Annotated in this window: 25 protein-coding genes and 2 pseudogenes; 19 read left to right on the top strand and 8 right to left on the bottom strand. The window is 59.9% G+C overall.

All coding sequences use genetic code 11. The features are described 5' to 3' along the window. Positions 1 to 91: 91 nt before the first annotated feature. The 3 genes from U4012_RS31870 to U4012_RS31860 form a co-directional block, all read right to left on the bottom strand. Positions 92 to 1318 (bottom strand): MalY/PatB family protein, encoded by a 1227-nt coding sequence (locus tag U4012_RS31870; protein WP_321803487.1) that lies wholly within the window; start codon positions 1316 to 1318, stop codon positions 92 to 94. 43 nt (positions 1319 to 1361) lie between these two features. Next, entirely contained in the window at positions 1362 to 2651 is a 1290-nt protein-coding gene (locus U4012_RS31865; protein WP_321803485.1) for an amino acid permease, read from the bottom strand. A gap of 110 nt (positions 2652 to 2761) precedes the next feature. Then, positions 2762 to 3235 carry a PaaI family thioesterase gene (locus tag U4012_RS31860; RefSeq protein WP_321803482.1) on the bottom strand — a complete coding sequence of 158 codons (474 nt, stop codon included), beginning with the start codon at positions 3233 to 3235 and terminating at the stop codon, positions 2762 to 2764. A gap of 257 nt (positions 3236 to 3492) precedes the next feature. Here U4012_RS31860 and U4012_RS31855 point away from each other — a divergent pair, with 257 nt between their 5' ends. Together U4012_RS31855 and U4012_RS31850 are read left to right on the top strand one after the other, a co-directional pair. Next, a complete protein-coding gene (locus U4012_RS31855) occupies positions 3493 to 4422 on the top strand; it encodes a LysR family transcriptional regulator (RefSeq protein WP_321803480.1) in 930 nt (309 codons plus the stop codon). Positions 4423 to 4598: 176 nt separating this feature from the next. After that, complete coding sequence (locus U4012_RS31850) at positions 4599 to 5177, top strand: cysteine dioxygenase (protein ID WP_321803478.1); 579 nt, start codon at positions 4599 to 4601, stop codon at positions 5175 to 5177. A 141-nt stretch (positions 5178 to 5318) separates the two neighbouring features. Here U4012_RS31850 and gcvA read toward each other — a convergent pair whose 3' ends face one another. Further along, positions 5319 to 6227, bottom strand: coding sequence for a transcriptional regulator GcvA (gene gcvA / locus U4012_RS31845; RefSeq protein WP_321803476.1), 909 nt, complete (start codon positions 6225 to 6227; stop codon positions 5319 to 5321). 176 nt (positions 6228 to 6403) lie between these two features. On the opposite strand from gcvA, the gene U4012_RS31840 reads away from it, so the two are divergent. The 12 genes from U4012_RS31840 to U4012_RS31785 all read left to right on the top strand — a co-directional run bounded on the left by U4012_RS31840 (position 6404) and on the right by U4012_RS31785 (position 16641). Continuing rightward, positions 6404 to 7177: an SDR family oxidoreductase gene (locus U4012_RS31840; protein ID WP_321803474.1), complete on the top strand. Its 774-nt coding sequence runs from the start codon at positions 6404 to 6406 to the stop codon at positions 7175 to 7177. Positions 7178 to 7293: 116 nt separating this feature from the next. Continuing rightward, positions 7294 to 7575 (top strand): hypothetical protein, encoded by a 282-nt coding sequence (locus U4012_RS31835; protein ID WP_321803472.1) that lies wholly within the window; start codon positions 7294 to 7296, stop codon positions 7573 to 7575. Positions 7576 to 7626: 51 nt separating this feature from the next. Continuing rightward, positions 7627 to 7971, top strand: a complete 345-nt coding sequence (locus U4012_RS31830; RefSeq protein ID WP_321803470.1) for a carboxymuconolactone decarboxylase family protein — start codon at positions 7627 to 7629, stop codon at positions 7969 to 7971. 67 nt (positions 7972 to 8038) lie between these two features. Continuing rightward, the gene (locus tag U4012_RS31825; protein WP_321803468.1) at positions 8039 to 8707 is read left to right on the top strand and encodes a cupin domain-containing protein; all 669 of its coding nucleotides are present in this window, start codon (positions 8039 to 8041) and stop codon (positions 8705 to 8707) included. 2 nt (positions 8708 to 8709) lie between these two features. Continuing rightward, a complete protein-coding gene (locus tag U4012_RS31820; protein WP_321803466.1) occupies positions 8710 to 9831 on the top strand; it encodes a flavin monoamine oxidase family protein in 1122 nt (373 codons plus the stop codon). A gap of 56 nt (positions 9832 to 9887) precedes the next feature. Beyond that, positions 9888 to 10973, top strand: a complete 1086-nt coding sequence (locus U4012_RS31815) for an alcohol dehydrogenase (protein WP_321803464.1) — start codon at positions 9888 to 9890, stop codon at positions 10971 to 10973. After that, positions 10952 to 11911, top strand: coding sequence for a dicarboxylate transporter/tellurite-resistance protein TehA (gene tehA, locus U4012_RS31810; protein WP_321803462.1), 960 nt, complete (start codon positions 10952 to 10954; stop codon positions 11909 to 11911). Before U4012_RS31815 ends, tehA begins: the two co-directional genes overlap by 22 nt. 264 nt (positions 11912 to 12175) lie before the next feature. Continuing rightward, a complete protein-coding gene (locus U4012_RS31805; RefSeq protein ID WP_321803460.1) occupies positions 12176 to 12349 on the top strand; it encodes a hypothetical protein in 174 nt (57 codons plus the stop codon). Then, positions 12343 to 12933 (top strand): disulfide bond formation protein B, encoded by a 591-nt coding sequence (locus U4012_RS31800; RefSeq protein WP_321803458.1) that lies wholly within the window; start codon positions 12343 to 12345, stop codon positions 12931 to 12933. Before U4012_RS31805 ends, U4012_RS31800 begins: the two co-directional genes overlap by 7 nt. A gap of 197 nt (positions 12934 to 13130) precedes the next feature. Then, a complete protein-coding gene (locus U4012_RS31795) occupies positions 13131 to 13652 on the top strand; it encodes a carboxymuconolactone decarboxylase family protein (protein WP_321803455.1) in 522 nt (173 codons plus the stop codon). Positions 13653 to 13796: 144 nt separating this feature from the next. Beyond that, the gene (locus tag U4012_RS31790; protein WP_415750420.1) at positions 13797 to 15035 is read left to right on the top strand and encodes a MalY/PatB family protein; all 1239 of its coding nucleotides are present in this window, start codon (positions 13797 to 13799) and stop codon (positions 15033 to 15035) included. Positions 15036 to 15207: 172 nt separating this feature from the next. After that, positions 15208 to 16641: an amino acid permease gene (locus U4012_RS31785; RefSeq protein ID WP_321803450.1), complete on the top strand. Its 1434-nt coding sequence runs from the start codon at positions 15208 to 15210 to the stop codon at positions 16639 to 16641. A gap of 63 nt (positions 16642 to 16704) precedes the next feature. Here the strand turns inward: U4012_RS31785 and U4012_RS31780 are convergent, their stop codons facing one another. Further along, positions 16705 to 17523, bottom strand: a complete 819-nt coding sequence (locus tag U4012_RS31780) for a helix-turn-helix transcriptional regulator (RefSeq protein WP_321803448.1) — start codon at positions 17521 to 17523, stop codon at positions 16705 to 16707. Between the two features lie 165 nt (positions 17524 to 17688). Between U4012_RS31780 and U4012_RS31775 the strand changes: the two genes are divergently transcribed. The 4 genes and pseudogenes from U4012_RS31775 to U4012_RS31760 all read left to right on the top strand — a co-directional run. Further along, on the top strand, positions 17689 to 19011 hold the full coding sequence (locus U4012_RS31775; RefSeq protein ID WP_321803446.1) for a tetratricopeptide repeat protein: 1323 nt from the start codon (positions 17689 to 17691) through the stop codon (positions 19009 to 19011). Positions 19012 to 19174: 163 nt separating this feature from the next. Continuing rightward, positions 19175 to 20413, top strand: a complete 1239-nt coding sequence (locus tag U4012_RS31770; RefSeq protein WP_321803444.1) for an MFS transporter — start codon at positions 19175 to 19177, stop codon at positions 20411 to 20413. Between the two features lie 104 nt (positions 20414 to 20517). Further along, positions 20518 to 21429 carry a LysR family transcriptional regulator gene (locus U4012_RS31765; RefSeq protein ID WP_321803442.1) on the top strand — a complete coding sequence of 304 codons (912 nt, stop codon included), beginning with the start codon at positions 20518 to 20520 and terminating at the stop codon, positions 21427 to 21429. A gap of 82 nt (positions 21430 to 21511) precedes the next feature. Beyond that, positions 21512 to 21650: pseudogene (locus tag U4012_RS31760) on the top strand (IS3 family transposase); the annotation flags it as partial. Positions 21651 to 21793: 143 nt separating this feature from the next. Here the strand turns inward: U4012_RS31760 and U4012_RS31755 are convergent. From U4012_RS31755 to U4012_RS31745, 3 genes are read right to left on the bottom strand one after another with little or no spacing between them, the layout of a single operon-like run. Further along, positions 21794 to 22306 carry a TniQ family protein gene (locus U4012_RS31755; protein WP_081060359.1) on the bottom strand — a complete coding sequence of 171 codons (513 nt, stop codon included), beginning with the start codon at positions 22304 to 22306 and terminating at the stop codon, positions 21794 to 21796. Further along, positions 22299 to 23168, bottom strand: coding sequence for a TniB family NTP-binding protein (locus tag U4012_RS31750; protein WP_034184986.1), 870 nt, complete (start codon positions 23166 to 23168; stop codon positions 22299 to 22301). The genes U4012_RS31755 and U4012_RS31750 overlap by 8 nt, the downstream gene beginning before the upstream one ends. An 11-nt stretch (positions 23169 to 23179) precedes the next feature. After that, positions 23180 to 24796, bottom strand: a complete 1617-nt coding sequence (locus U4012_RS31745; RefSeq protein ID WP_321803438.1) for a Mu transposase C-terminal domain-containing protein — start codon at positions 24794 to 24796, stop codon at positions 23180 to 23182. 223 nt (positions 24797 to 25019) lie between these two features. Here U4012_RS31745 and U4012_RS31740 point away from each other — a divergent pair. Next, positions 25020 to 25220 (top strand): annotated as a pseudogene (locus U4012_RS31740) (enoyl-CoA hydratase/isomerase family protein); the annotation flags it as partial. Positions 25221 to 25228: the final 8 nt, after the last annotated feature.

Below are 25228 nucleotides of genomic sequence, written 5' to 3'. Positions count from 1 at the left end.
TCGCAGGGCGGCCGTAATAGGTAGGTCGCCCATCAGCCCTCGCGAACGCTCTCAGTCGGCGCACTTAGGTAAACTGAACCGCCGATGCGGCTCAACGTCCTGCAAGTGCTCTCGAGATGCGTTCGATCGCCAAGTCCACCGTTTGTCGCGAACAGCCGAGATTTGCCCGCATGAATCCGCGCCCCTCTGCTCCAAACTTGGGCCCCTTGTCCAGCCACACCCGTGCCTTCACAAGCATGAAGTCCTCCAGCTGATCTGGCGACATTCCCAGGCCACGGCAGTCCATCCAGGCAAGGTAAAGCGAATCCATATCGATCACGCTGACGCCCGCATCGAGTGCATTGATGCGATCGGCAAAGTGCTTCTGGTTCTGCGAAACGTAGTTCACGAGCGCGTCCACCCACTCGGCGCCGTGCGCAAAAGCGGCTTCCGTCGCGACCATTCCGAGCAGGTTGATGCGCGTGTTGTGGTTCCTGTCGATGGTTCGCACGACCTCATCCCGCTTTGCCTTGTCGGCAATGAACATGTTTCCGCATTGCAGCCCTGCAAGATTGAAGGTCTTGCTCGCGGACGTGCACGTGATGCTGTTATGGGCGAACCTGGCATCGATCGATGCAAACGGCGTATGCTTCCGGTTCGCAGTCAGCACGAAATCGCAATGGATTTCGTCGGCCAGAACCAGCACACCATGCTTGAGGCAGATCTCGCCCATTGTGCGCAGTTCGTCTTCTGTCCACACATTGCCCGTGGGATTGTGCGGGTTCGAGAGGATGAAAACCTTTGTGTTGTCGCGAATCGCATCTTCGAACACCTTCGCATCGAAGCGGTATCGCACACCATCGAACTGGAGTGGCGCCGCAGCGACGTGTCGACCATTGATCACGACGTCATTGTGGAAATGCACATATACCGGCGGCTGGATCAGCACCGAGTCGCCCGGCTGCGAGAAGGCCTGCACGACGATCTTGATTGCGGCGACGACGCTCGCGACTGGCACCACCCACTCCGGACGCACGTCCCAGCCGAAGCGCTTGCGCTGCCATCCCGTCACTGCATCGAGGTAACCCTTCGTCGGCCCGGCGGGATACCCATAAATACCGTGCGCCACCGCATCGTACAGCGCCTCGCTCACCGCAGGCGGCGACCTGAAGTCCATATCCGCAACCCACATCGGCAAAGGCTCGGCTCGTGCCTGTTCAGCGCTCATGAAACCTGACGGATCGCCCCACTTCATCGAATTGCTTCGACTACGGTCCACGACGGTATCGAAGTCGAATCGGGGCCTCTCGGCCGGGGACGTGTTCATCACTTGAGTCATAACCTTTCATCCTCTTTCGGTCTGGCGTGGCTTGCAAACCGCATCAGTACCCCAGCGCCTTGAGTACGGGCGACAGGCTCACAACGACGCCAAACAGAAACACGAGCAACAAGCGGTAAGATCGATACTTCTTAAGGGCGGGTACCTTGCACACGAGCACGCACGGAATGATGAACGACGCGATGCCATAGATCGGAGAGGCAAGCTGTTGCAAGAGCAGAATCGAGAAGCGTGTCTGCACCCAGACCCACAAACCGAGCACGATGAATACGCACACGCAAACGGATACGACGCGGGAGTCGATACGCTCTTGTGGAACGAAGCGCGCGAGAATATTCAACACCATACCTTTGATCGATTCCTCGAACCCCAAGTAGATCCCTAGAAATGCAGTCAAAATGGCGAACACGTTAAGAGCCGTCGTCATATACAGCACAGCGTTCCCCGGCATAACGCTACCCGCCAACGCCAGGGCCGAAATGTTCTGCGCCTTGGCCGACAACGCCTGTTCATGGGAGATGGAAAGTGAAAACGAGGTTGCAAAGAAGAGGACCGCAATGACCAGTACCGCGTATGCAATACGGTTGGCCCGAACAGCTCGGTACGTCGCAACACACGGGTCTTTCTCTACCCTGCGGAACGCCACATTCATTGGACTGAGGATCTGCACGAACAGAATAGAAAACAACGTGAAGGGAACGGTCAAGATGGTGTCCACAACGAAGCGCTTGAGTTCGGGTAATGGCGGCAAGTTCGCACGAATATCCCAATGTGGGATCATTACCACACCAAGAAGGACAACCACGCCGAGCTTAAAGATCACCAGCGGGCCGGACACCTTGAATATCAGCTTCTCGCCCTGCGCCGCGATAAGCACCAGCCCGCACAGAAGTGATAGCGAGAATAGCGGGCTGTCGGAAAGCAATCTAGTCGTTACACCGAAGCTTTGCAGGTACTTGGCCGTGTCGAAGGTGACTGCCAGCGAGTACGTGAGCATGCCCTTGAGCAGCATAAGGAAGTACACGATGGCGAGCACGATTCCCCAGTTCTTGCCAAAGTACTGCGAGATGATTCCCGCATAGTTTTCGCACTCAGTGCTTTCAGACAGGGTCTGCAGGTACAGTTTCTGCATCATGTACAACGCCGGATAAGCGAGTGCCACCGATGCGGCAAACACCCACACGCCGGTGATCCCTACCTGGACCGGCAGAAAGACGATGCCAGCGCCAATCGCCATACCGATGCAAAGGATGACCCATCCCATGTCATATCGAGTGAATGGAATCTTGCCAGCGGATTCAACGGGCGATACCAAATCAGCTAAAGCGCTCAATGTTGTCTCCTTTGTGTACGAGCGTGGCAACGCATCGCGACTCACATCACCACATTCAGCATTTCTTATTATCTATTTTGTAAGGTTCCGTGAACCAGCAACCAACTCGGTTAATTGGCGCTTCGCTCCGGCAGCCGAATTGCCAGCATTTCGCCGACAGCGCATGTGTCGCCACTCGCTGTCAATGTCAGGTCGATCCATGCCTTGCGCCCCTCCAGAGACCGAAGCGTGCCGGTTACGACGAGTTCGACGCCGAGCGGAGTGGGTCGCTTGAAGTCGACCTTCAGCGACGCCGTCACGAAGCGAATCGACTGCGGCCCCTCGCCGATCTCACGCCCCTCGCTCTGGTAAGCGAATGCCGCAGCCGACGCGGCGCCGTGACAGTCGAGTAGCGACGCGATCATCCCGCCGTACACGTGATCCGGAACGCCTCCGCTGTATTGAGCTTCGGGCGTAAACCTCGCGACTGTCTGGTCACCAACTAGGTGGCTCTTCAGGTGATGGCCGTGCTGGTTTTCAGGTCCGCAGCCATAACAGTGAGCAAACTCCGGGGTGTACAAGTCTTGGATCGCGCAAGTAGACATCTGTCTGCCTCCTTTTCCTTGGAATTTGAGGCTCCGGCAACTACCAAAACGCCATTGCGTGGCAATGGTTGGCTGTTTCGGAGCCTGCAGTTATCGTACATTTCATCAAATTCATGAACAATTGAATTTAATATCAAGTCTAAGACCAGGCTGACCGACTGCCGCGCCCGTCCCATGTGGCCCCAATCGACGTACCTTTCGGGATCAACTTGCAAGCGAGATGATTGGCAAATAGGATTCATGTAGTCGAGAATGACTTGAAGGAAAATTCAATGGCGCGTCGACCTGGCACAACGTCCCCGACCCTCCGGCAACTCGAGCTTCTGGTTGCCCTGACTTCCTCCGACGGAATAGCCGGTGCCGGAGCGAAGCTCGGCATGTCGCCGTCAGCTACCAGTCACGCGTTGCGCGCGCTGGAGACAGCGCTGGGTACGGAATTGATCGACCGGAATGCATCCGGCGTCGCACTGACCTATACGGGAGAACATGTTCTCCCTCACGTGCGAGATGTTTTCGCATCGCTTCAATTGGTTCAGGCGACGGCGCTGGCGGGGGCGGAACTGAAAACCGGCTTGCTGCGTCTGGGTTCATTCGGAGCGAGCGCCACGACGAGGGTTCTTCCACCGCTGCTCGATCGTTTCAAGGCACGCTATCCCGGCGTTGACGTCATGGTGACGGAGAAGCCGGATGAACAAACGTCGCGAGATTTGATCGAGCGGCGGCTGGAACTCGCCGCAGTCACGCTTCCAAAGTCGGATTTCGATTCGCAAACTCTTGCCGTTGATGAACTCGTCGCCGTGCTTCCCGCCGACCATCGGCTCGCAAAACTGGATGTCGTACCGCTCAACGAATTGACGATGGACCCTTTCATCCTGACTCGCGCCGGATCGCAGACACTGGTCACCAAGTTGTTCGCGAGAAACAACCTGCATCCGCGAGTGGCGTACGAACTTCTCCAGTTGATGTCGATACTGGAGCTGATCGCAGGCGGGAAAGGAATTTCGGTTCTCGCGAAGCTCGCCCTTCCCAACCAGTACAACGGTACGGTCTTCCGCCCTATTTCGCCAAGTACTTCGCGGCGTATCGGACTGGTATGCCTCAACGAGAACCGCCTTTCACCAGTCGCACGCGCATTTTGGCAAGAAACTCGGCGACATCAAGCAAGCATCAAACCAACGTCTCGGTAACTATTTCGCAAATCGGCAGGGAACAGCCACAGGCGACGCGGAAGTTGAAGTCAGATTCAATTGCTGATGATGACGGGTTGGAGAAGAATCAGTCATGGCCCCATCGTGAAGCTAAATAGGCCTTGCAGAGAGAAGTTGGGATAGCCACGCCAATAGCCAATGTCCGGAGACACCCGATGCCCGTTTCATCGCCTCGCTTCGATCGCTTCGTCCACGAATTCACAAAGCTCGTTGACAATCTCTCGAACGACGAGCCGCAATTGCTCAGCAAAGGTCGCGAACTCCTTGCTGACATCGTCCGTCACGATGACTGGCTTCCGGATGAATACGCTCGCCCCCATCCTCAGTACTATCAGCAGTACCTTCTGCATGCTGATCCGGCCAATCGATTCTCGGTCGTCAGTTTCGTTTGGGGGCCGGGGCAGAAGACTCCGATTCACAACCACACGGTCTGGGCACTGATCGGCATGCTGCGAGGTGGGGAGCGCGCAGAGTCATTTGAACTGGGGCTGCCCAGCCGACCCATGCGGTCCGTCGGAGTTGAGTATCTGGAACCCGGCATTGTCGAAAGCATTTCACCAAAGACCGGCGATATTCACCGCGTCTCCAACATGTATGAGGATCGCATCTCAATCAGCATCCATGTCTACGGCGGAAACATCGGGAGGATTTCGCGGCACGTCTTCGATCCTGAAACGAGCATGCTGAAACCGTTCGTCTCCGGCTACTCCAACGAGGCGGAGATACCCACGTAGCCGCTCCGCGCTCGCAGTAATCTATCCGTGCAAGGCGCGCTAATTTGCACGATGAAATCCTGATGCCATTCGCCCGCGTCAACGGCAACGTACTACGCTTGGCCATCGTACTCTTGGCTAAGGGCCGTGCGAGGCCATTCGCTACGACGCCGCTTCCTTGAGCAGCCAATCTCGAAAAGCCACGAGTTTCGCGAGACTAGAGCACTCTTCGCGAAACACAACGTAGTAAGCCAGCGGCGAAGCGTACGATATTTCCGGGAAGAGTCGCACTAGACGTCCGGCTGCGAGATCGTCGCGCGCCATGACACTACGTGCAAGCGCAACGCCGTGCCCGTCAATTGCGGCCTGAAGGACCGCGGCAGAATTGTTGATCTGCATCCCGCGCCCGGTCGCGACATCCATCACACCGGCTTTCTGAAGCCACGTATCCCAAGCGGGAAAGCCCGTGCGGCTATCCATCGACAGGTCGTGAATCAAGGTCTCCCGGGCCAGATCAGCCGGCTTTTGCAGCGAACGTCCGCGTAGCAGTTCGGGCGAGCACACGGGATAGACATCTTCGTCCATGAGCTTTTCCGCAACAAGCCCCGGCCAACTTCCCGTTCCGTAGCGCACACCGATATCGATCTGCTGTGTCACGAAATCCACCGGCTTGAGGTTGGTGTCCAGTCTCACATCCGTTTCTGGCCACGCGCTCTGAAAGCGCTCGATCCGCGGCAACAGCCACTTGGCAGCAAAAGCCGGGCTGATCGCCACGGTGAGTACCCCGCTCGCGGATCCCTCCTTCAACCGCTCCAGACCAACTGTCAGCCTGTCGAAGCCGGCGCGGATATCCGGTAGCGCTCGTTCAGCCGCCTCGGTCGGCACGAGTCGAAGGCGCCCACTGGAGCCGCGGCGGAATAGCGGCGTACCCAGCCATTCCTCCAGCCCGCGGACGAGTTGGCCAACGGCCGCCGGCGTCACATGCAGTTCGGCCGCAGCGGCCGAAAAGCTCTGATGACGAGCGCTTGCCTCGAAGGCGCGTAATGCATTCAGGTGGACGGGCGACTTCATGACGACAAAGATTTTCTTTCAATGAGGAACACTTTATCTCGTTTGCTGACGAAAGTGAATCGGCGAAGAATCCATTGTGTATCGGTTCTTTTCTCGATGTGGCGACGTGCGGACCCGCGTCAGGGTTCATTCTGAGCTGCCTCTATCAATAGCTTTTCTTCTCAATGGATTTCACCATGAGCAATCAATTCCGCGGCAAGAAGCTGCTGGTCGTCGGCGGCACCAGCGGAATGGGGCTGGAGACGGCCCGCCTGGTTCTCGCCGAAGGCGGCAGCGCGGTCATCGTCGGGCACCGGGCTGACAAGGCCGACGCGGCACGCAAGGAGCTGGCAGCGCTCGGCTCGGTCGAGGTGCTGACGGCGAACCTGTCCAGCGACGATGGCCTCGCCGCACTGCTTCAGACACTCGACGAGCAACACACGGATATCGATCTGCTGGTCAACGCCGCGGGTGTGTTCTTCCCCAAGCCGTTCCTCGAGCATGGGGACGCGGACTACGACCAGTATATGAAGCTGAACAAGGCGTTCTTCTTCATTACGCAGAAAGTCGCCGCTAACCTGGTCGCCGACGGCCGCCCGGGCGCGATCGTCAATGTCGGCTCGATGTGGGCGAAGCAGGCGATCGCCGCGACGCCTTCGTCAGCGTATTCGATGGCGAAGGCCGGCTTGCACTCGCTGACGCAGCACCTGGCGATGGAGCTGGCCCCGAAGCACATTCGCGTCAACGCGGTGTCGCCGGCGGTCGTCCAGACACCGATCTACGAAGGCTTCATCCCGAAAGCCGACGTGCACGACGCGGTCCAGGGCTTCAACAGCTTCCACCCGATCGGCCGGGTCGGCACGCCGCAAGACGTTTCCCAAGTCGTCGCGTTCCTGCTGTCGGACAAGGCGAGCTGGGTTACGGGCGCAATCTGGGACGTGGATGGTGGCGTGATGGCCGGCCGCAACTGATGGACGGTGGGCAGAAGCACGACGTGCTCACCTGCCCCGTTCGATCCGGACTATCGAACCGTGCGGATCGACGCCGAGAATTCAATACGCATGCTCGTTTACTGAGGAGAAACGAAATGGTCTATTTGCAGATCACGCTGAAGATTGCCGACGTCAACCGCGCCGCAGCGGCTGAGATCTACCGGAAGTTCAAGGCTCCTTTCCTTGACTCTGTCGTCGGAGCGAAATCGAAAGAACTGCTCCTGCGCGATGAAGACGTGCAAGTACTGCATGGCTTCGATAGCGTGGAGCACGCCAAGTCCTATCTGCAAAGCGCGCTGTTCACCGCCGATGTCGTTGCCGGTCTTGAGCCGCTGCTGGATGCCGCGCCTGACGTGCGCATCTACCAGGTCGCATAGCCACACCGCTGGGCCCCCACCCGGCCCTCGGATCAGTTTGGAGAATTTGACATGGTGAACGATTGGAACGCCTACCGCGCCACCCTGATGGAGCGCGTCGGCGACTACGCGAAACAGAGCCCTGACGTGGTGCGCGGCCTGACTACGATTGACAATGCTGCCGCGACGACGGGTCATCTGGATCCCAAAATCCACGAACTGATTGCGCTGGCCGTGGCCGTGACCACCCGCTGCGACGGCTGCATTTCCGTCCACACCAAAAAGGCGGTCGAGCATGGCGCCATGCTAGAGGAAATTTCCGAAGCGCTGGGCGTCGCGATCGCGCTGAACGCGGGGGCCGCGCTGACCTACTCGGCACGCGTCATTGAAGCACACGCGCAACTGTCCAATCAGTAATACGCACCTTGGCCAGCCGATCACCGATCGGCTGGCCAAGTGTTCATCACGCTCAGGAACAGCATCCATGCTCGTCAACGCCGATTTCTCTCGCCGTGTCGTCGTCGCGCCTCACCAGTATCGATGGGTCGCCTCGCCGCAAGCGGGTATAGAGCGCGTGATGCTGGATCGGCTGGGCGGAGAGCAAGCCCGCGCCACCAGCATCGTACGGTACGCGCCCGCGTCGTGCTTCCCGGCCCACCTGCATCCTGAGGGTGAAGAGATCCTCGTGCTATCCGGCACCTTCTCGGAAGACGGTGCGCATTACCCGGCAGGCTGGTATCTACGAAATCCGCCCGGCTCCAGTCACCAGCCTTCGAGCAGCGACGGCGCGATTATCTTCGTCAAGCTTCGGCAGATGCGCCCGATCGAGCACCGGCGGGTGCGTATAGACACCAACGACCCAGCTACTTGGCGACGTCGCGACGGCCGCGAAATTTGCCCGTTGTTCACAAACGATACCGAACAGGTCAGTCTGCAGCGGCTGGTACCGCATGAAGCACTGTTTTCGGCACCGACAGACTGCGCCGAAGTGCTCGTTCTGGCCGGGGAGATCGAAGACGGAGTTCAGTCTCACACAAATGGCAGCTGGATGCGTTTACCAAAGGGTGAATATCCGGAAATCGTCGCCGGAGCTAGCGGGGCCACCATCTATCTCAAGACCGGCTTTCCGGCCGGCATGACGGCGGAGGCATAGGCATGCAAACGGCGCGCGTCGCCATCGTCGGAGCAGGCCTCAGCGGCCTCTACGCGGCCTTTCTGCTAGAGCAGCAAGGCCTAAGGGATTACGTGCTGCTCGAGGCGCGCGAGGTACTCGGCGGTCGCATCGCAACCGCTTCGCAACACCTGGCTCGGGGAACAGCGACTGCGTCTAACGGCATGGATCGTTTCGATCTCGGCCCAACGTGGTTCTGGCCGCAGCTCCAGCCTGGGCTGGACCGCCTGATTCACGATTTCGGCCTGCAGCGTTTCGAGCAATACGAAGCAGGCGACATGATGGTGGAACGCTCGCCGAATGCCGCTCCCATCCGCATGCGGGGGTACGCGAACACGCCGACGTCAATGCGCGTGGTCGGCGGAATGAGCGCGTTGATCGACGCGCTGCACCGCCACCTCGACACAACCCGCATCGTCACCGGTCAATCCGTACTGCGCATACGCGGCAACGAAACTCACGCAGAAATCGACAGCACAAGTGCCGCTGACGGCATGACAACCTGGTGCGTCGAACACGTATTGTTGGCGATGCCTCCACGGCTAGCCGAGGAACGCATCGAGTTTATTCCGCCACTACCAACGGCACTGGCCAGGCAATGGCGTGGGACAAGTACCTGGATGGCGCCGCATGCCAAGTACATCGCCATCTATGACACCCCGTTCTGGCGCGAGCACGGATTGTCCGGAGAGGCGCGAAGCGCACGGGGGCCGCTGGGTGAGATCCACGACGCGACCATGCCCGGTGCCAGTGCGGCATTGTTCGGCTTCTTCGGTATTCCGGCACGCGTTCGCAAAATCGTGGCTGATGACGTACTGCGCGCGCATTGTCGCGCACAGTTGGTGCGCCTGTTCGGCGCGGACGCTGCGACGCCCGTTTTCGACGTCGTCAAAGATTGGGCACTGGACCCTTTCACGGCCACCGCTACCGATCTCGACGACAACGGTCACCACACGGCTACCCCTGCCGCAACCGCCTCATCTGGTGTCTGGCACACGCGTCTGACCGGCATTGCGAGCGAATGGTCACAACAGTTTCCGGGCTATGTCGCTGGCGCCATCGAAGCGGCAAGCGCGGGGGTGTACGCATTGCCGAAGCTCGGCTAACGGGACGGCGTTGCTTTTCCACGCCGAGTCCCATTCACGATTCAGGATAGACGATCATGAAAACCCATTACAGAGCCATGCAGGTCACGCGCCCCGGCGTTCTTGAACTGGTGCACCGCAAGACGCCCACGCCGTCGGCTGGAGAAGTGCTGATTTCGGTCGAGGCTTGCGGGATATGCGGCGCGGACGCTGCCGACATTGAACGCGCTGATCCGACCTTGCAACCACCGTGTGTTCCCGGCCACGAGATCATCGGACGGATCGCGGCGCTCGGTGCAAATGTGCCGTCGCGCTGGAAAGTCGGACAGCGCGTCGGTGTCGGCCGCCTTGGCGGCTATTGCAACGAGTGCGTTCAATGTCGCCAGGGACACTTTCAGCTTTGCCTCAATCAACCGGTTGTTGGTGCGACCTGTGACGGCGGCTATGCCGAGATGATGCTCGCACGCGGCACGGCGCTCGTGTCGATACCGGACGAACTTGGCACAGTCGAGGCTGCCCCGCTGCTTTGCGCGGGAATTGCGACGTTCAACGCACTCAAGAAGTGCGGCGCCACGGCCGGCGACGTCGTCGCCATTCTCGGTGTCGGGGGTTTGGGGCACATGGCGTTGCAGTATGCCCGCAACATGGGCTTCAAGGTCGTCGCCATTGGCCGCCGTGGAGAGATCGCCGCAGACGCACTGGCGTTAGGCGCACACGTCTACATCGATACCAGCCTGGAACATGCCGCCACCCGTCTGCAAAGCATGGGCGGAGCAATCGCGATCGTGAGCACAATCGGAAATAGCGATACGGCGTCAGGTCTGCTGGAGGGCCTTGCCCCGACCGGCCGCCTGGTCGTGCTCGGTGTCACCAAAGATCCGCTGTCCATCACATCAGGCCAACTGGTTGTTGGCGAGCGGACAGTACAAGGTTCGATTACGGGCTCGCCCTACGAGTGCGAGAAAGCGCTGGACTTCAGCGTGCTTACCGGAATTCGCCCCGTGATCGAAGTCATGCCACTGGAGCAGGCCAATGAGGCCTACCGGAGAATGAAGTCGGGCGACGTCAAATTCCGGATGGTGCTCACGATAGCCGAAGAGTCCTCTGCTGAAGCAAGCGATGGTCCCCAACGGGAACAGGCATGGCAAGCACACGAGCGGTGAAGATCCCGGCGTCGCACTTCGGGATGGTGCTAGGTCTCGCCGGCCTTGGGCAGGCGTGGCGTGCGGCCGCGCGGCTATGGGCGCTACCCCCACTCGTGGGCGAAACGCTGCTGGCTATCGCTGCACTGACATGGGTCGTGCTAATCGTCGGTTACGTACGCCAGGCCATTCGTCAATTCGAGCAGGTGAAAGCGGAATTTCTGCACCCCGTGCAGGGTGGCACACCGGCATTGATGTCGGCAGCCTCTTCACTTGTCGCGATGGCGGTCCAGCCGTATTCGACGATGCTGGCGTGGACATTATGCATCGTCAGCATCGCATGGCACATTGGATTCAGTCTGTGGCACACGGGCACGCTCTGGCAAGGTGGGCGGAATTCGGAGGACACGTTGCCCACCGTGTATCTACCGACCGTCGCAGGAAACTTCACCAGCGCGGCGGCACTTGGTACGTTGGGTCGTCCGGATTGGGGATGGCTGTTTCTCGGCGCGGGCGTATTCTCGTGGGTGGCGCTCGAGTCGCTGGTCGTCCAGCGACTGTGGCACCCGACGGCAGTGCCGGCATCGCAGCGCCCGTTGATCGGCATTCACCTGGCACCTCCCGCTGTATGCGCGATGGCCTGGCTGGCGTTGTCCCCCAGAAGCACCGATCACTGGATTCTCATGCTGTGGGGCTACGGTCTCTTTCAGCTGCTGCTCGGGCTGCGGCTCGCCACCTGGCTGCGCGCACAACCATTCGTCCCTGCGTACTGGGCCTATACGTTCGGCGTCGACGCTGCATCGGTTAGCTGCCTGAAACTGGCTCAGGCAGGTGTCGCGTCGGCCCGGGTACTCGCGCTACCCGTGTTCATCGGCACCAATCTTCTGATCGGGTATCTCGTCGTGCGTACCGTCGGGTTGCTCATCAGGATTCCCGTGCACCGAGTCGGACGCCTCTGACTGATCGACGGTCGTAAGTGTGATGCCGTCAGAAGTCTCGTGCAGTCGTGGCTGGATGCATCAATCCTGCTGCCGATCGGCGGCTCCGCCCTTCGCATTTACACGGCAGGAAACGTCGACGTTTCACGGATTGCACCAAAGTTGTTTGTTCTTGTCGATTCATCGATACAGGTTGACGACCTATCGACATACAAGGAGCCGGCGCGGCGATAAATTGCCTCTTCGAAAATTCCGTTTGTCTTCCTGGAAGAGGAGAAGTCTCGAATGTTCATCGGTTTTATTCCGGTGCTGTTCGCGTGCGCCGCAGCACTCGTATCGCTTCGCAATCTGGCCGCCGCCAGGCTCCTGTGGTCGACGAGCGCATTACTTGTCGTCGTGTGGACCGCCCATCACGGCAGCCATCACATAAAGGATCTGATGACGTTGGGGTCATGGTAATGAAGCTTGATACACATCGTCTCGAAGAACTCGACAGCGCAGCGCTACTCGGCATCGCCATCACGCTTCTCGCCGCCTTTTACTTCCAGTTTGCGCTCGGCGAACTTCCTTGCGCATTCTGCAACCTGATCCGGGTAGGCTTCATGATCTTCGGCAGCGGCCTGCTGCTGAATCTGCGTTTCGGCGCCCAGGCCTGGAACTATCTTCTCAGCGCCGTCGGCGCACTGATTGGTAGCCTGATCAGCCTTCTGTTCATGTTCGCAAAGGCGCCGTCCTATACGGTTCCGACGGGTTCAGCGATTCTGGGTCTGCACATGTACACGTGGACTTACGTGATCTTCACGGCTGCGGTCATGTATTGCGTACTGATGCTGTGCTTGCACGCGCAGACCAACGCAACCTCGTCCGCGAACACGTTGCAGCGCCCGCGCTCGGCAGTTCGCTCGCTTGCGATGGTGCTCTTCATCGCGCTGGTGGGCGCCAATTTCGTATCTGCATTCCTGCAGAACGGCTTCCACTCGTTCAAAGCAGGCGGACAGAAACACTACGAGATGCTATACGACGGTGACGTCATGAAACCCTGACACCGGTCAGGGCCAGGCGCCTGTGCCGCGTGACGGTCGGGTGCCGCCTCCGCTGTACATCAGCCTGACGCGCCAGCCGCGTCTCACAACAGCCCATTCGCACGATGCCACGCGTCGTATCGGCCAACCTATCCATGTCGCGATAGTCCGACCGGCCGTCAATAGCGAATCAACGAAATTTTCTTCTGGAGATAAAGATGTCGGATGTCAGAGTCGTCCCTTGGCAGGACGGGGAACCAGCCCCCGAAATATTGCTTGCCGCGATGCGTGCGCGTCGTCCGGGAGGGGAATTGATCGGCATCGACCGCGTGCTGCTCAAAAGCGAGCCGCTGGCGACGGGATGGAACGAACTGCTGCGCCGGGTGCGTGCCGACTTCAGTTTGCCGCTCGTGCACCGCGAACTGATCATGCTGCGCGTGGCCGCGCTGAACGGTGCCGATTTCGAATGGAACGCTCATTACCCGGCCTATCTGGCGGCCGGCGGTACGCACGCGCAAAGCGAAGCGCTGAAGGGGGTCAGAGTTGACAGCACGCTATTCGGTGCAGCGGAATGTGCATTGATTCGCCTGACGGATCAGTCGACCCGGCACGTGAACGTCGATGCCGACGTGATCGCCGAACTGAAGTCGTATTTCGGCGAGAGGCAGACGGTAGAAGCCGTCGCCACGGTGGCCGCCTACAACATGGTCTCCCGCTTTCTCGTGGCGCTGGCGATCTGAAATCCGCCGCGAGCAGGCATCCATGAACAGGGCTCACTGCTCCATGAGAACATACCATTGTTGCTCAAAATTTCGCGCTGCTACTCTATTCGCCATACGTGGTCACGCCGTCGGTGTGCCGTTATATCGCGAATGGAAGGGAACGTGAAGTCTCATTCTGAATTGTCTGCCGGCGGGGGCGCGTCCGAAACGCCCGGTTCGATCTTCGACGAAGTCATCGACCGCAAATCATCGAACTCGCTGAAATGGGCGTTCGGCGCAACGCTGCTGTCGCCCGATGAGCATGCGGCTGATCCGTTGCCGATGTGGGTCGCAGACATGGATTTTCGCGCGCCGCGCCCGGTCATCGATGCGCTGCACGACGCAGTCGAATACGGCGTCTTCGGCTATTCGTGCGGCGCGACCGCACGCTACGTCGATGCCGTGATCGACTGGCAGGCGCGTCGCTTCGGTTGGGAAGTGGATCGCTCGTGGGTGATACAGGCGAGCGGCATCATCACGGCGCTGAAGACGGCAATTCAAGCCTTCTCGTTGCCCGGCGATACCGTCCTGATTCAGCCGCCCGTCTACGCACATTTCCACGACGACGTTCTGCTCAACGGGCGACACCTCGTATTCGCACCGCTCGAGCGCGCCGGCACCGCCTATCGTTTCGACGAGCGCGCATTCGAGGCGGCGATACGCGACAACACACGACTCTTTATTCTGAGCAACCCGCACAACCCGACCGGCAATGTCTGGACCGAGGGCGAACTGAGGGCGATGGGCGAAATTTGCGCGCGGCGCGGCGTGATAGTCATCTCCGACGAGATCCATCAGGATCTGATCCTCAATCCGGCCAAAAAGCACGTGCCGTTCGCATCGCTTGGAGAGTCGTTCGCGCGCAATAGCATTACGTGCACTGCGCCAAGCAAGACCTTCAACCTTCCGGGGCTGCAGAGTGCAAACATTTTCGTACCGGATCGCCGTGTACGTGAAGCATTGCGGCGGCAGTTCGATCGGAACATGTATCAGTCGGTCAATACGCTCGGCATGGTCGCGGCCGAGGCCGCCTATACCCACGGCGAGTCGTGGCTCGAAGCGCTACTGACATACCTTCGTGGCAATCAAGCGCATTTTCGCGAAGCGATCCACGGCATCACCTCGCGCATCGAGGTCTTGCCGGCCGATTCCCTCTATCTGGCCTGGATGGACTGCCGCGGGCTCGGCATGGACCCCGACGTACTCAACCGTTTCATATTGACCGAGGCACGTCTCTGGCTGGACAAGGGGCAGAAGTTCGGTGTCGAAGGACATGGCTATATGCGCGCGAACCTCGGGTGCCCACGTATCCTGATCGACGAGGCCATCGAGCGCTTGAGTCTGGCACTAGCCGCGCTCTGATTTTATTGATGCAAGTCCGAGCGAAGCGGGACTAGCCCTCGCTTCGCATTCGATGCCCCGGTTCCGGATGCGCATGTCCCTCGAAAAGACAGCATCAATTATTAAGTAATACATACAAAAATTAAATTTCCATGCACCTGCACAGACAGATGAAGACACTCTCGGAGAAGACATGACACAGAACTCTGAAATCACGGCTTACGAACAGGAAGACCTGAAGCGCGACCTGTCAAACCGGCACATCCAGATGATCGCCATCGGCGGCGCAATTGGAACCGGCCTTTTCTACGGTTCATCATGGGCGATCCGCACGGCCGGACCGGCCATCCTGCTCGTCTATGTGCTCGCCGCCATCGCGATCTACTTCGTGATGCGCGCGCTGGGCGAGATGGCGGTCGAGGAGCCGGTCTCCGGCTCCTACATCTCATATTCGAACCGCTATATCCACCGCTTCGTGGGCTTTCTGAACGGCTGGAATGCCTTCATCTTCCTGTTGGCCACCAGTGCAGCGGATCTGAACGCGCTCGGCAACTACGTGCACTTCTGGTTCCCCGGCATCCCGATCTGGGTGACGGCAGGCACGGCCGTCTCGATCATGTTTTGCGTCAATATCATCGGCGTGAAGTTTTACGGCGAGGCCGAGTTTTGGTTTGCGCTCGTCAAGGTGGCGGCGATTGTCGCGCTGATCGTCTTCGGTACCGGAATGATCGTGTTCGGCATCGGCAACCACGGCGTACCGATCGGATATCACAATCTCGTTGCCAATGGCGGATTCTTCGCCAAAGGCGTGGGCGGCACCTTTCTCGCGATCGTGATGGTGGCCTTCTCGTTCGGTGGCGTCGAGAATCTCGGGCTGGCTGCCGGCGAAGCGAAAGACGTCCGCACGACCATGCCGAAAGCGATCAACGCGACGTTCTGGCGCCTGTTGATTTTCTATGTCGGCGCGATTGCGGTTCTTCTGATGGTGTTCCCGTGGACCTCGTTGACGACCAAGGGCAGCCCCTTTGTCGAGGTATTCACGAAGATCGGCATTCCCGCCGCAGCCGGCATCATGAACCTCGTCGTGATCATGGCGGTGCTCTCAGCCGTGAACGCAAGCGTATTCACCAACAGCCGCACTTTCTACAACCTTTCGCTGCAGAAAAACGCACCGGCTTTCCTCGGCACCGTCAACAGTCGCAAGGTTCCGTACCGCGCGATCCTGATGGTCTTCGTAACGATGTTTGCGGGTGTACTGCTGAACTACTTGATGCCGGATCAGGCCTTCGAGCTGTTCTCGTCGGTAACCGTGTTCGCGCTCGTCTGTGCGTGGGGATCGATCGTCATCAGCCACCTGCGCTTTCGCAAGATTCGGATCGAGAACGGCGAAGCTGACAAACTCACTTATAAGATGCCGTTTTATCCGTACAGCAACTATATCGCACTCTGCTTTGTCGCGGCGGTGCTGGCCTGTATTGCGATCTTGCCGGACATGCGGATGTCGCTGGTGGTGTCGGCAGTCTGGGTCGCGGTCGTGTACGTAGCGTATCGCTTCTACGTTCGAAACGAATCCGCAAACGCCAATGCCGCGTGCGAGTCGTGCGATACAAAGAATCTTCCGGTGTAAGCATCAGTGGGCGGATACGGGCATGCGAAACATCAGCCGGTATCCGCCCCGGCTCGGCTGGCTTCAACGTGTATGCAATGGCGCCCGTTCGCCGAATTCAGTCCCGCGGCCACGCATGTAGGCCTGCGGGCTGCTACCCATCTCCAGCCGAAATGCATAGACGAAAGCCGATGTCGAACCGTAGCCAAGTTCCATCGCAGCACGCGTCACGCCATGTCCGCCCGCGAGTAGTTCAATCCCCCTGAAAAGGCGCATGCGACGGCGCCACGAACGCAGGCTCATGCCGGTTTCGGCGACGAACCGGCGTGCCAGCGTGCGCGCCGACATTCCTAACATCGCACCCCACTCGTCCGGGCCGCACGGATCCGCAGGATCTGCGTAGAGTCGCTCGCAGAGCGACATCAACGCCGCATCGCGCGGCCAAGGCAGCGCCGACGGGAGTGTTGGTGCGCGTCGCAGTTGATCCAGAATCAAATACGTGATTCGACCCGCATAGCCATCCTCGTCAGGGTGTCCGTCGATCTCGCTCGCCTCGACGATCAGCGCTTTCAGCAAGGGCGACACGGTAAGAACGCTCGGGCTCGCGTTCGGCAATGCCGCCCCCGCGTCATCCGAAATCCACAGGCTTCGAAATTCCGCGCCCAGGAGCGAGCCCACGCGATGCCTCGCGCCGGTAGCCAGCCAAACGGCCTGATCCGGCGAAATCACGTAGGAACCGCCTTCGGCTATCACCGTCAATGCACCAGAGATGGCGTATACCACCTGATGCCAGCGATGATGATGCTCGGGAAAGGAGTGGCGGGCAGGAATGAACTGCGCACGCACCCTGAGCGGTGCCGGTGGCGCCGCGTTCGCGGGTGCTTCGATCGTCTCCCAGACCATGATGATTCTCCAGTTGGCAGATATTCTATACATTCTGGCCATCAGTCGAAATACAGACATTGTGAATCTTGGTCTAATGACGATCACGCCTGACTCGCGGCAACTTGCGCAACTGAAATGCCGCTGTCCCGAACGCCCACGATTCATACTGGAGTTTCCCGCTTCATGGCCTGTTTCGACCGCTACAGCCTGCCCCTTTCGACACCCTCCGAATACGCAGCCAACCGCTATCGCACCGGCGTCGACTTGCTCCTGTCCTTGTGGCCGGGTGCCGCCGAAGCACTCGACGAGGCGATTGCTGCCGATCCGGAATTCGCGCTCGCACAGGCTGCCCGTGCGCGCCTGCATGCGATCCGGGCCGAGATCGGCGACGCGCGGGCGATGATCACGAACGCGGTCGCGCTCGTTGGCCGTAACGGCACACCGCGCGAGCGCAGCCATGTCGAGGTGCTGTCGCTCGCGATCCATGGGCAGGCCGCAAAGGCCCTGGCGGCTGCGCTCGAGCATGTCGATCGCTGGCCGCGCGACGTGGTCGTGCTTTCGCTGCCGCTCGGCGCGTTCGGCCTGTTCGCATTTTCTGGCATGGCTGGTCACGACCAGGCGCGCGTTGCACTTTGCGAGCGCCATGCGCGTCATTTCGAGGACGACGACTGGTGGTTCCTGACGTATCGCGGCTGGGCGCATGGCGAAAACGGCGACGTCCGGCTTGGCCGCACGCTGACGCAACGTGCACTCGAACTGCGCCGTCACAATGTCAATGCCGCGCACGCGGTGGCACACGTGCTGTACGAGGCCGGCGCGAACGACGAGGCCGATGCGATGATTGCCGGCTGGCTGCCCGAGTACGACCGCAGCGGCATCCTGCATGGTCACATTGCGTGGCATGCGGCCCTGATCGCACTTGAACGCGGCGATACCGAGCGTGCGCTGGCGATCTATGACGCGCATGTTGCACCGGCGGCGTCGCTGGGCGTGCCGATCAACGTGGTCAGCGATACCGCTTCGTTTCTCTGGCGCATGCAGGCTTACGGCCACGCCGTTCCCGCCGGCAAGTGGGACGATGCGGCACGATATGCGTCGGATTACTTTCGGCAGGCAGGCTTCCCGTTCGCCGATGTCCATATGGCCTTGATCGCGGCGGCCACGGGCGCAACGGCGGCGCTCGAGGAGCGCGCGAGCGCACTCGACGTGCTCGTCGAGGCCGGCACGCTGCGGGCCGGTGCCGTGGTGCCGGCGATCTGTCGCGCGGCACGCGCATTCGCCGAGGAGAAATACGCGAAGTGTGCGGCCATCCTTGAGCCCGTAGCGCACGAGGTCGTGCGCATCGGCGGCAGCGGCGCGCAACGCGAGATCGTCCAGGACACGCTGCTCGTCGCCTGGATGCGCAGCGGCGAAGCCGGCAAGGCACGCGCGCTGCTCGATCAGCGCCTGCATCGTCGCCCGTCGCCGCGCGACATGCGCTGGCTCAACCAACTCGTCACAGCCTGACCGAGCCGTCAGAACCATCTACGGCGACGCGATCTGCGCCATCCGTTCCTCCCGGTCGTCGATGGCCGCCATCCCGCGCGGCTCTCGCAGCCGTTTCCGTTCGAATCAGCGCGATAACGGCACGCGCGGGCGCGAATGTTCGCGCAACCACCAAGGAAGTCATATGTGTTCAAGCATCGTGGAACCGCGCACCGGTTTGCAGCGCTGGCTAGTCGGCAGGGTCGGGCCGGTCACCGCGATCGCAATCGCCCAGCTCTTCGGTACGGCGCTATGGTTCAGCGCGAACAGCACGGCGCCGGACCTGATGCGCCTCTGGCAAGCGAGCGCTGCAGACATTGGTTGGCTGACCAGCGCTGTACAACTGGGCTTTATCTTCGGCACACTCGCGATCTCGCTGAGCGGTGCCGCGGATCAGTTTCGCGCGAGTCGAATTTTCGTGTTCAGTGCCCTGCTTGGAGGCGCCTTCAACCTCGGCTTTGCCTGGCTGTCCACCGGTCTTGCTACGGGAGCGCTTTTCCGGTTTGGCGTTGGCGTCTGTCTGGCCGGCATTTACCCGATGGGCATGAAACTGATCGTCGGCTGGGCGCCGGATCGAACCGGTTCCGCGCTGGCCCAGCTTGTCGCCATGCTGACGCTGGGTACGGCGCTGCCGCACGCACTGCGGGTAATAGGCCCCGGGCTACCGTGGCAGTGGATCATTACGGCTTCATCGGTGCTCGCAGCGGTCGGCGCCGGAGTAATCCACGTCCTCGGGGACGGCGCCCGCGCGCAAACGAATGCGCCGGTCGGGCGATCTGGCGGCCCAGCCGCCGTACTCGGCGCGTTCAGAATCCGCGCGTTTCGCGCCGCAACACTCGGCTACTTCGGGCATATGTGGGAGCTCTACACGCTCTGGACCGCCGTGCCTCTACTGATCGCACATACCGCACTGGCGACGCGCTTCCCGCGTATCGGAGTGTCCGGCATGGCCTTCTGCGTAATCGGCGCGGGAGCAATCGGTTCACTCGTCGGCGGAATGCTTTCGCGCACGCTGGGTAGTGCCAGGGTCGCACTCGGTGCGCTGGCAATCTCTGGAGTCTGCGGGCTGACCTTTGCACTGGCATGGCGCGTCCTACCACCGGTGGCAATGGTCGTGCTGCTCGTCGTCTGGGGTGCGTCGGTGGTCGCAGATTCGCCGCAGTTCTCGGCGCTGGCGGCACGCGCCTGCCCGCCTGCATGGGTCGGTGGTGCGCTGGCGATTCAGAACTCAATCGGCTTCGCCATCACGGTCGTCTCGATCGCCGCCACGACAGCGCTGCTCGAGAGGATTGGGCTAGACGCGATCTGGCTGCTGCTGCCCGGGCCGGTTCTAGGGCTGTCGGCATTCCTGTGGACCTCGCGCCGGGGAACGTCGAAAGCTTGATCCTGACGGTCACCCGGCCTCGCAGTGCCTTCGGCCGGCAAGTATCACGGCACCCGTAGCTGTCTCCACGACGGTCGGTTGCATGCAATATGGGGAGTTCAACGATGCTCGATCTCCAGTATCTTTCGATCCTGATGGAAGTCCAGCGACTCGGCAGCCTGACGGCGGCAGCCGAGCGCCTCAACGTCACTCAGTCAGCGCTGTCGCATATGGTGCGCAAGCTTGAGGAACGACACGGTGTGAAGTTGTGGACCAAGAACGGGCGAGGCCTACGTTTCACGCAAGCGGGCGAATACCTGCTTGCGCTGGCCGAGCGCGTGCTGCCGCAGATCGAGCATGCCGAGCGCACACTCGTCGAGTTTGCCGAAGGGCGACGCGGCGCACTGCGCGTCGGGATGGAATGCCATCCGTGCCAGAGATGGCTAACGCGCCTGACATCACACTATCTCTCGAGCTGGCCCGACGTCGATTTCGATGTGCGCACCGCGTTCCGCTTCGACGGGGTGGCTGCACTGCTTGGCTATGAAATCGATTTGCTTGTCACGCCCGACCCGATCGCGCTACCCGACATCGTGTTCGAACCGGTTATCGACTATGAACTGATGCTGGTGGTACACGAGCAGCATCCACTTGCCGCGCGCGAATTCGCGCTGCCTCATGATCTGCTCACCGAGGAACTGATTACGGTGCCGGTCAGCAAGGAGCGACTTGATATCTATACGCGCTTCTTGGTGCCGGCCCATTGCAGACCCAAATTTCATCGCACGGCTGAGCAGATCGAGCTGATGCTGCAACTCGTGGCCGCGCGACGTGGGGTAGCAGTGCTGCCCGACTGGCTCGTTATCGAAGAAGGGGCGTCAATGCCTATCCGCACGGTGCGGCTCGGTGACAGCGGGATCCATAAATGCATCCACCTCGGCGTGCGTCGCGGGGAGGAAGACATCGCCTATATTGCCGGCTTCCTGGCGTTAGCTCGCCAGTTTGACGTCAAGACTGGGGGCGACACCAGCCAATGAGGCCCACGTGTCCAGTGGATTTCTATGTTGTTCTGCCGGTCGAGATTCGCGAAACCGGAGCCGTAAGACCATTCGCGAAGTAGTGGTGCGATCTGCATTGCATTACGAATCGAAGCTCGCAGTGCGAGATGAACCTGTACTTGCGGAGATGCGCGCTCTGTGGGCGCAGTATCCCCGCTACGACTACCGTCGAACTCAGATTTTTTCTGGAGCGGCAGGGGTCGGAAACGACTTGCAGCTAAGGTCAAATATCGTGTCAAGAGCTCGGCGCAGTTACAACGCTGGGCTCATCGCTCAAAATGTAGGAGTTCACAATCAATGCTAGCCGTGCCCAAAGGAGTGCTAGCAATGTTCACTAATACTGCTAGCGTAGTGTTTTGCTCAGCCTAAGCGGTGGGCATCGATAACGTGATATCGCCCGCAGCGCGGCGTCGAAATTCGGAGCTCTGGCAAAAATCGATTGCGGAACAGTCTCGAGCAGGCTGTGGTGCACCCGGCAGTAGTCGGCTGACGGATCGAGCCACTCCCTCTTCCATCGTGATGCAGTGACATCGGCGTCGTTCAGAACAAGACATCTGAAGCAATACACCAAGTACTTCTGGTCGAAGACCCACTCCTGCGGCGTCTGGATCATGCTCAGAATGCCGTCGTTGAGCCGCGCTACGCGAGATAGACGGCTCAGGATTGGGGATGGAGCTGGGGGAAAGAGGATCCAGCCGGCCTTGGTCAGGCTAGGCATCGCTACGCCTGTGCCCGATTCCCAGATCAAGTCTACGCTCGTCTGATACCGCGCCGCGATTCGACCCAACCAGCTACCAAACGCCTCTTCCAGGAAGGGGCGAGGTGCGATGGGCCACGGCCGGTGGGTGTCAGACATACGCACGGGCAACTCGTTCTAGGTGAGCGATATCGATGCACTCGTCACCGTTCCTAATCGCCAACTCTGCTGCTTCGTTGAGGATCGTAGATATGGCGCCAGTTAGCCCTCCGCTTATCTCGAGAACGAGCTGGACAATCTCACGCCGCGACAGATTCGATGGTTTTCGTAGCGGCAAGACTTTCTCGAACGCAGCCATGAGCCTGCGAAGACTTTCACTTTCCCTCCACCTTGGGATCTCGAATGGCCTGTAGCGGCTGATCATCTGTGAATCGGTCTGAAGCCCTAGAACGGCATCGCGCGTACCGACAAGGACCATGCTAATCTGCAGGTCGTTGGCTAGATATTTTAGAAGGTTCAAAGAGGCGCGTTGCTCACGATACGTTCCGGCGAGCAGGTGATGAACCTCGTCTACGATTAGCATCTGCGGCGACATCCGCCGCAATATGTCGCGAGCGAGCCGCTCGAGTGTGGCAAGCCCCGCCGCGGGGTTATGTGGCGCACCGAGCTCAAAGAGCAAAGCGGCGTAGAAGCGGTGCTGATCGGGGGTGGGAGGCATCTGTACGCTCACGACCGGACACCGCTCTACCCCGGTTCTCTCGTCGAACTCGCTGGGGTGCGCCCGCCTGAACTTGGCCGTTATCTTGGTTTTCCCGATGTTCGAGTCGCCGTGCAGCAGAAGACACGGCATGCGCTCACGTCTCGGCGTGTCATAGAGCCGCTGCAGTAGCTGCAAAGCTTCAGTCGCTCGGGGATAGTCGATCCACCGGTCACGTAGCAGACTCTTTATGCGATCCTCTTTTCCGAGTAGGACCTGATCTCTTGCTGCGGGTAGCAGATGCGCGAAATCATCTTGCTTCATGCTGGCCCCCCCTACCACTGTTCAACGTCATACGCGGTAACTGGTGCGTCGTAGTTCACCTGCTCGACCTGCCGCTGTTCAGTGAGTGAAAGATCTTCGATGCTGCTCTTCGGAACCAAACCGCCAGCTTGACGTGCCATGCGGCGTCGCGCTCGACTAGCCCGCCGGGAAGTGACGACCAGTTGTCGCTGCTGCTCAACAGTCTCGAATATCTCCCTCTCCGATACTGCCCGTTGTCCCCTAGCCCGGATAGCTCGCAAAGCTGCTCGCTGTTCGAACAGCGAGATGGGAGGCCGACGCAAGTCCGCGTATCGCACTTCAACGAAACTGCCTCTGCCAGCGCTTACGAAGATGCGCGAGAGGTCTTCTGGGTGATAGCGGATCGTCACGGACCGGCGTGTTTCCCGCCATGCCGCGAACAAGGGATGCCAATAGCGGATCAGGAAGAGCTTGAGGCCGTCCCGCTGAATGGTCCGGGATGCGACTGGCAGAAACCGGATCAGAAACTTCAGTTCGGCATCCGGTTGAGCTGGCAAGCATCGTGAATCCGATGCTCGCCATGTTTCCTGCCACTTTTGCGCGGGCTGAAGTCCCAACAAACCGCGGTGAGGGCTGCAGTGATAACGCCTGCCGATCTCGACAGCCAGCCACTGCTCGAACTGCTTCAACGTAAGTGAAGCTGTCTTTTCGGCCTGGCGCGCCTTGCGCCCTTTGACTGACGATCCAGTCGAACCAGGGAGGCCGCGCACGCGCTCCATCAAGGTCCTGTTCAGCCGCTCGATGTGGCCACCAAAGTGCGGCTTGCCCACCGGTCGGTACATCAGTTCAATGCCGTACTCGCGGCATCCACTGCGAAGGGCACGGCTTTTGAATTCGGCCGCGTTATCAAGATGCAGCGTTCGAGGGATACCGCGCATCGGCCAGTCAGCCTCGACGCCTAGTCTTTCGAGCCACGGCTCTTTCCGCAGAACTACGCGCGAGAGGAGCAAGCTTACCGTCGCAGCCCCCGGCCTCTCCATTGCGACATAAAAGCCAAGCACACATCTCGTAGCAACGTCGAGAGCCACAGACAGCCACGGTCGACCGATAATCTGTCCGTCCAGTTCGCTAACGAGCAGGATGTCCGCTTGCGTGTGATCAACCTGCACGATATCTAACGGATGTCGGACCTGGAATGTGCCAGGGGCAACTGCAGCGTTCGGGAGCGCAGCTCGTGCCAAAGCATCCTGCTCGCGATAGGAGAGCCACCGTCGAGCAATTGTTGACCTGCTTGGAGGCGATAGACCTGCAACGCTGCAGCGACGTTTCACCTCAAGTACAAGATCAGTTGCAGGATGCGCAAGATGTCGCTGATCAGGGAGCCATTCGTGCACGGCCTCGTCGATGACGCATTCGACGGCGGCGTCCAGTCTGCCCCCGGTCGCCCTACCCGGCTGCCTTGGCTCTAATGTGCTGGCGACCGGATCTGCGAGGAAACGTCGACGCAGGCGATATACGGTGGTGCAGTGAACGCCTAATAGCTGTGCTGCTCGTTCAGCCTGCTGTCGGGAAAGCACGCCGTTGCCAAGCGGTCGAAGCACGGACGCAATCTTCGCTGCTCGAGCGGCCCGCTCTTCGATCGAAGCCATATGGATCCCTATCAATCCACGCGACACGTGCGCTAGCAGTATTAAAGAACACGTGCAACGTGCTAGCAACGTTAGTGAACATTGGCCAAGTTTCTGTTGCAGAAACGCAACGGCTAAGCAGCCGCCAGAAAACTTCAAAAAGTCCCTGTTCGCCAAGGCTTCTTTGACAGTTTCCGCTAGCAACGTTTCTGAACACGGCTAGCGCTATTAATGAACGCCTACACTTGCCGACGCCACGGCCTGGGCGCAGGAATTGATCAAGGGCTCGCCTACCGCACTCGCGCTCGGCAAGACACTGCTGAACCAGAGCTACGAACTGTCGGCCGCTCAAATGCTGGCGCAAGGCAGCCAGGCGCAGGCTGTCTGCTACACGAGCCGCGAGCACCGCAGCGCCGTGCGTGAATTTCTCGACAACACGCGCTGACAGGAGCC

Origin of the sequence: Burkholderia sp. BCC1988 (assembly GCF_905339895.1) — a bacterium.
Taxonomy (GTDB): Bacteria; Pseudomonadota; Gammaproteobacteria; order Burkholderiales; family Burkholderiaceae; genus Burkholderia.
Note: the sequence above shows the minus strand (reverse complement) of the source record. Positions and strands in the feature narration are given on the sequence as shown.

Coding starts and splice junctions, on each gene's coding strand:
- U4012_RS31870 (WP_321803487.1), bottom strand. CDS start 1,318: ATGACTCAAGTGATGAACACGTCCCCGGCCGAGAGGCCCCGATTCGAC.
- U4012_RS31860 (WP_321803482.1), bottom strand. CDS start 3,235: ATGTCTACTTGCGCGATCCAAGACTTGTACACCCCGGAGTTTGCTCAC.
- U4012_RS31850 (WP_321803478.1), top strand. CDS start 4,599: ATGCCCGTTTCATCGCCTCGCTTCGATCGCTTCGTCCACGAATTCACA.
- gcvA (WP_321803476.1), bottom strand. CDS start 6,227: ATGAAGTCGCCCGTCCACCTGAATGCATTACGCGCCTTCGAGGCAAGC.
- U4012_RS31840 (WP_321803474.1), top strand. CDS start 6,404: ATGAGCAATCAATTCCGCGGCAAGAAGCTGCTGGTCGTCGGCGGCACC.
- U4012_RS31835 (WP_321803472.1), top strand. CDS start 7,294: ATGGTCTATTTGCAGATCACGCTGAAGATTGCCGACGTCAACCGCGCC.
- U4012_RS31830 (WP_321803470.1), top strand. CDS start 7,627: ATGGTGAACGATTGGAACGCCTACCGCGCCACCCTGATGGAGCGCGTC.
- U4012_RS31825 (WP_321803468.1), top strand. CDS start 8,039: ATGCTCGTCAACGCCGATTTCTCTCGCCGTGTCGTCGTCGCGCCTCAC.
- U4012_RS31820 (WP_321803466.1), top strand. CDS start 8,710: ATGCAAACGGCGCGCGTCGCCATCGTCGGAGCAGGCCTCAGCGGCCTC.
- U4012_RS31815 (WP_321803464.1), top strand. CDS start 9,888: ATGAAAACCCATTACAGAGCCATGCAGGTCACGCGCCCCGGCGTTCTT.
- tehA (WP_321803462.1), top strand. CDS start 10,952: ATGGCAAGCACACGAGCGGTGAAGATCCCGGCGTCGCACTTCGGGATG.
- U4012_RS31805 (WP_321803460.1), top strand. CDS start 12,176: ATGTTCATCGGTTTTATTCCGGTGCTGTTCGCGTGCGCCGCAGCACTC.
- U4012_RS31800 (WP_321803458.1), top strand. CDS start 12,343: ATGGTAATGAAGCTTGATACACATCGTCTCGAAGAACTCGACAGCGCA.
- U4012_RS31795 (WP_321803455.1), top strand. CDS start 13,131: ATGTCGGATGTCAGAGTCGTCCCTTGGCAGGACGGGGAACCAGCCCCC.
- U4012_RS31785 (WP_321803450.1), top strand. CDS start 15,208: ATGACACAGAACTCTGAAATCACGGCTTACGAACAGGAAGACCTGAAG.
- U4012_RS31780 (WP_321803448.1), bottom strand. CDS start 17,523: ATGGTCTGGGAGACGATCGAAGCACCCGCGAACGCGGCGCCACCGGCA.
- U4012_RS31775 (WP_321803446.1), top strand. CDS start 17,689: ATGGCCTGTTTCGACCGCTACAGCCTGCCCCTTTCGACACCCTCCGAA.
- U4012_RS31770 (WP_321803444.1), top strand. CDS start 19,175: ATGTGTTCAAGCATCGTGGAACCGCGCACCGGTTTGCAGCGCTGGCTA.
- U4012_RS31765 (WP_321803442.1), top strand. CDS start 20,518: ATGCTCGATCTCCAGTATCTTTCGATCCTGATGGAAGTCCAGCGACTC.
- U4012_RS31755 (WP_081060359.1), bottom strand. CDS start 22,306: ATGTCTGACACCCACCGGCCGTGGCCCATCGCACCTCGCCCCTTCCTG.
- U4012_RS31750 (WP_034184986.1), bottom strand. CDS start 23,168: ATGAAGCAAGATGATTTCGCGCATCTGCTACCCGCAGCAAGAGATCAG.
- U4012_RS31745 (WP_321803438.1), bottom strand. CDS start 24,796: ATGGCTTCGATCGAAGAGCGGGCCGCTCGAGCAGCGAAGATTGCGTCC.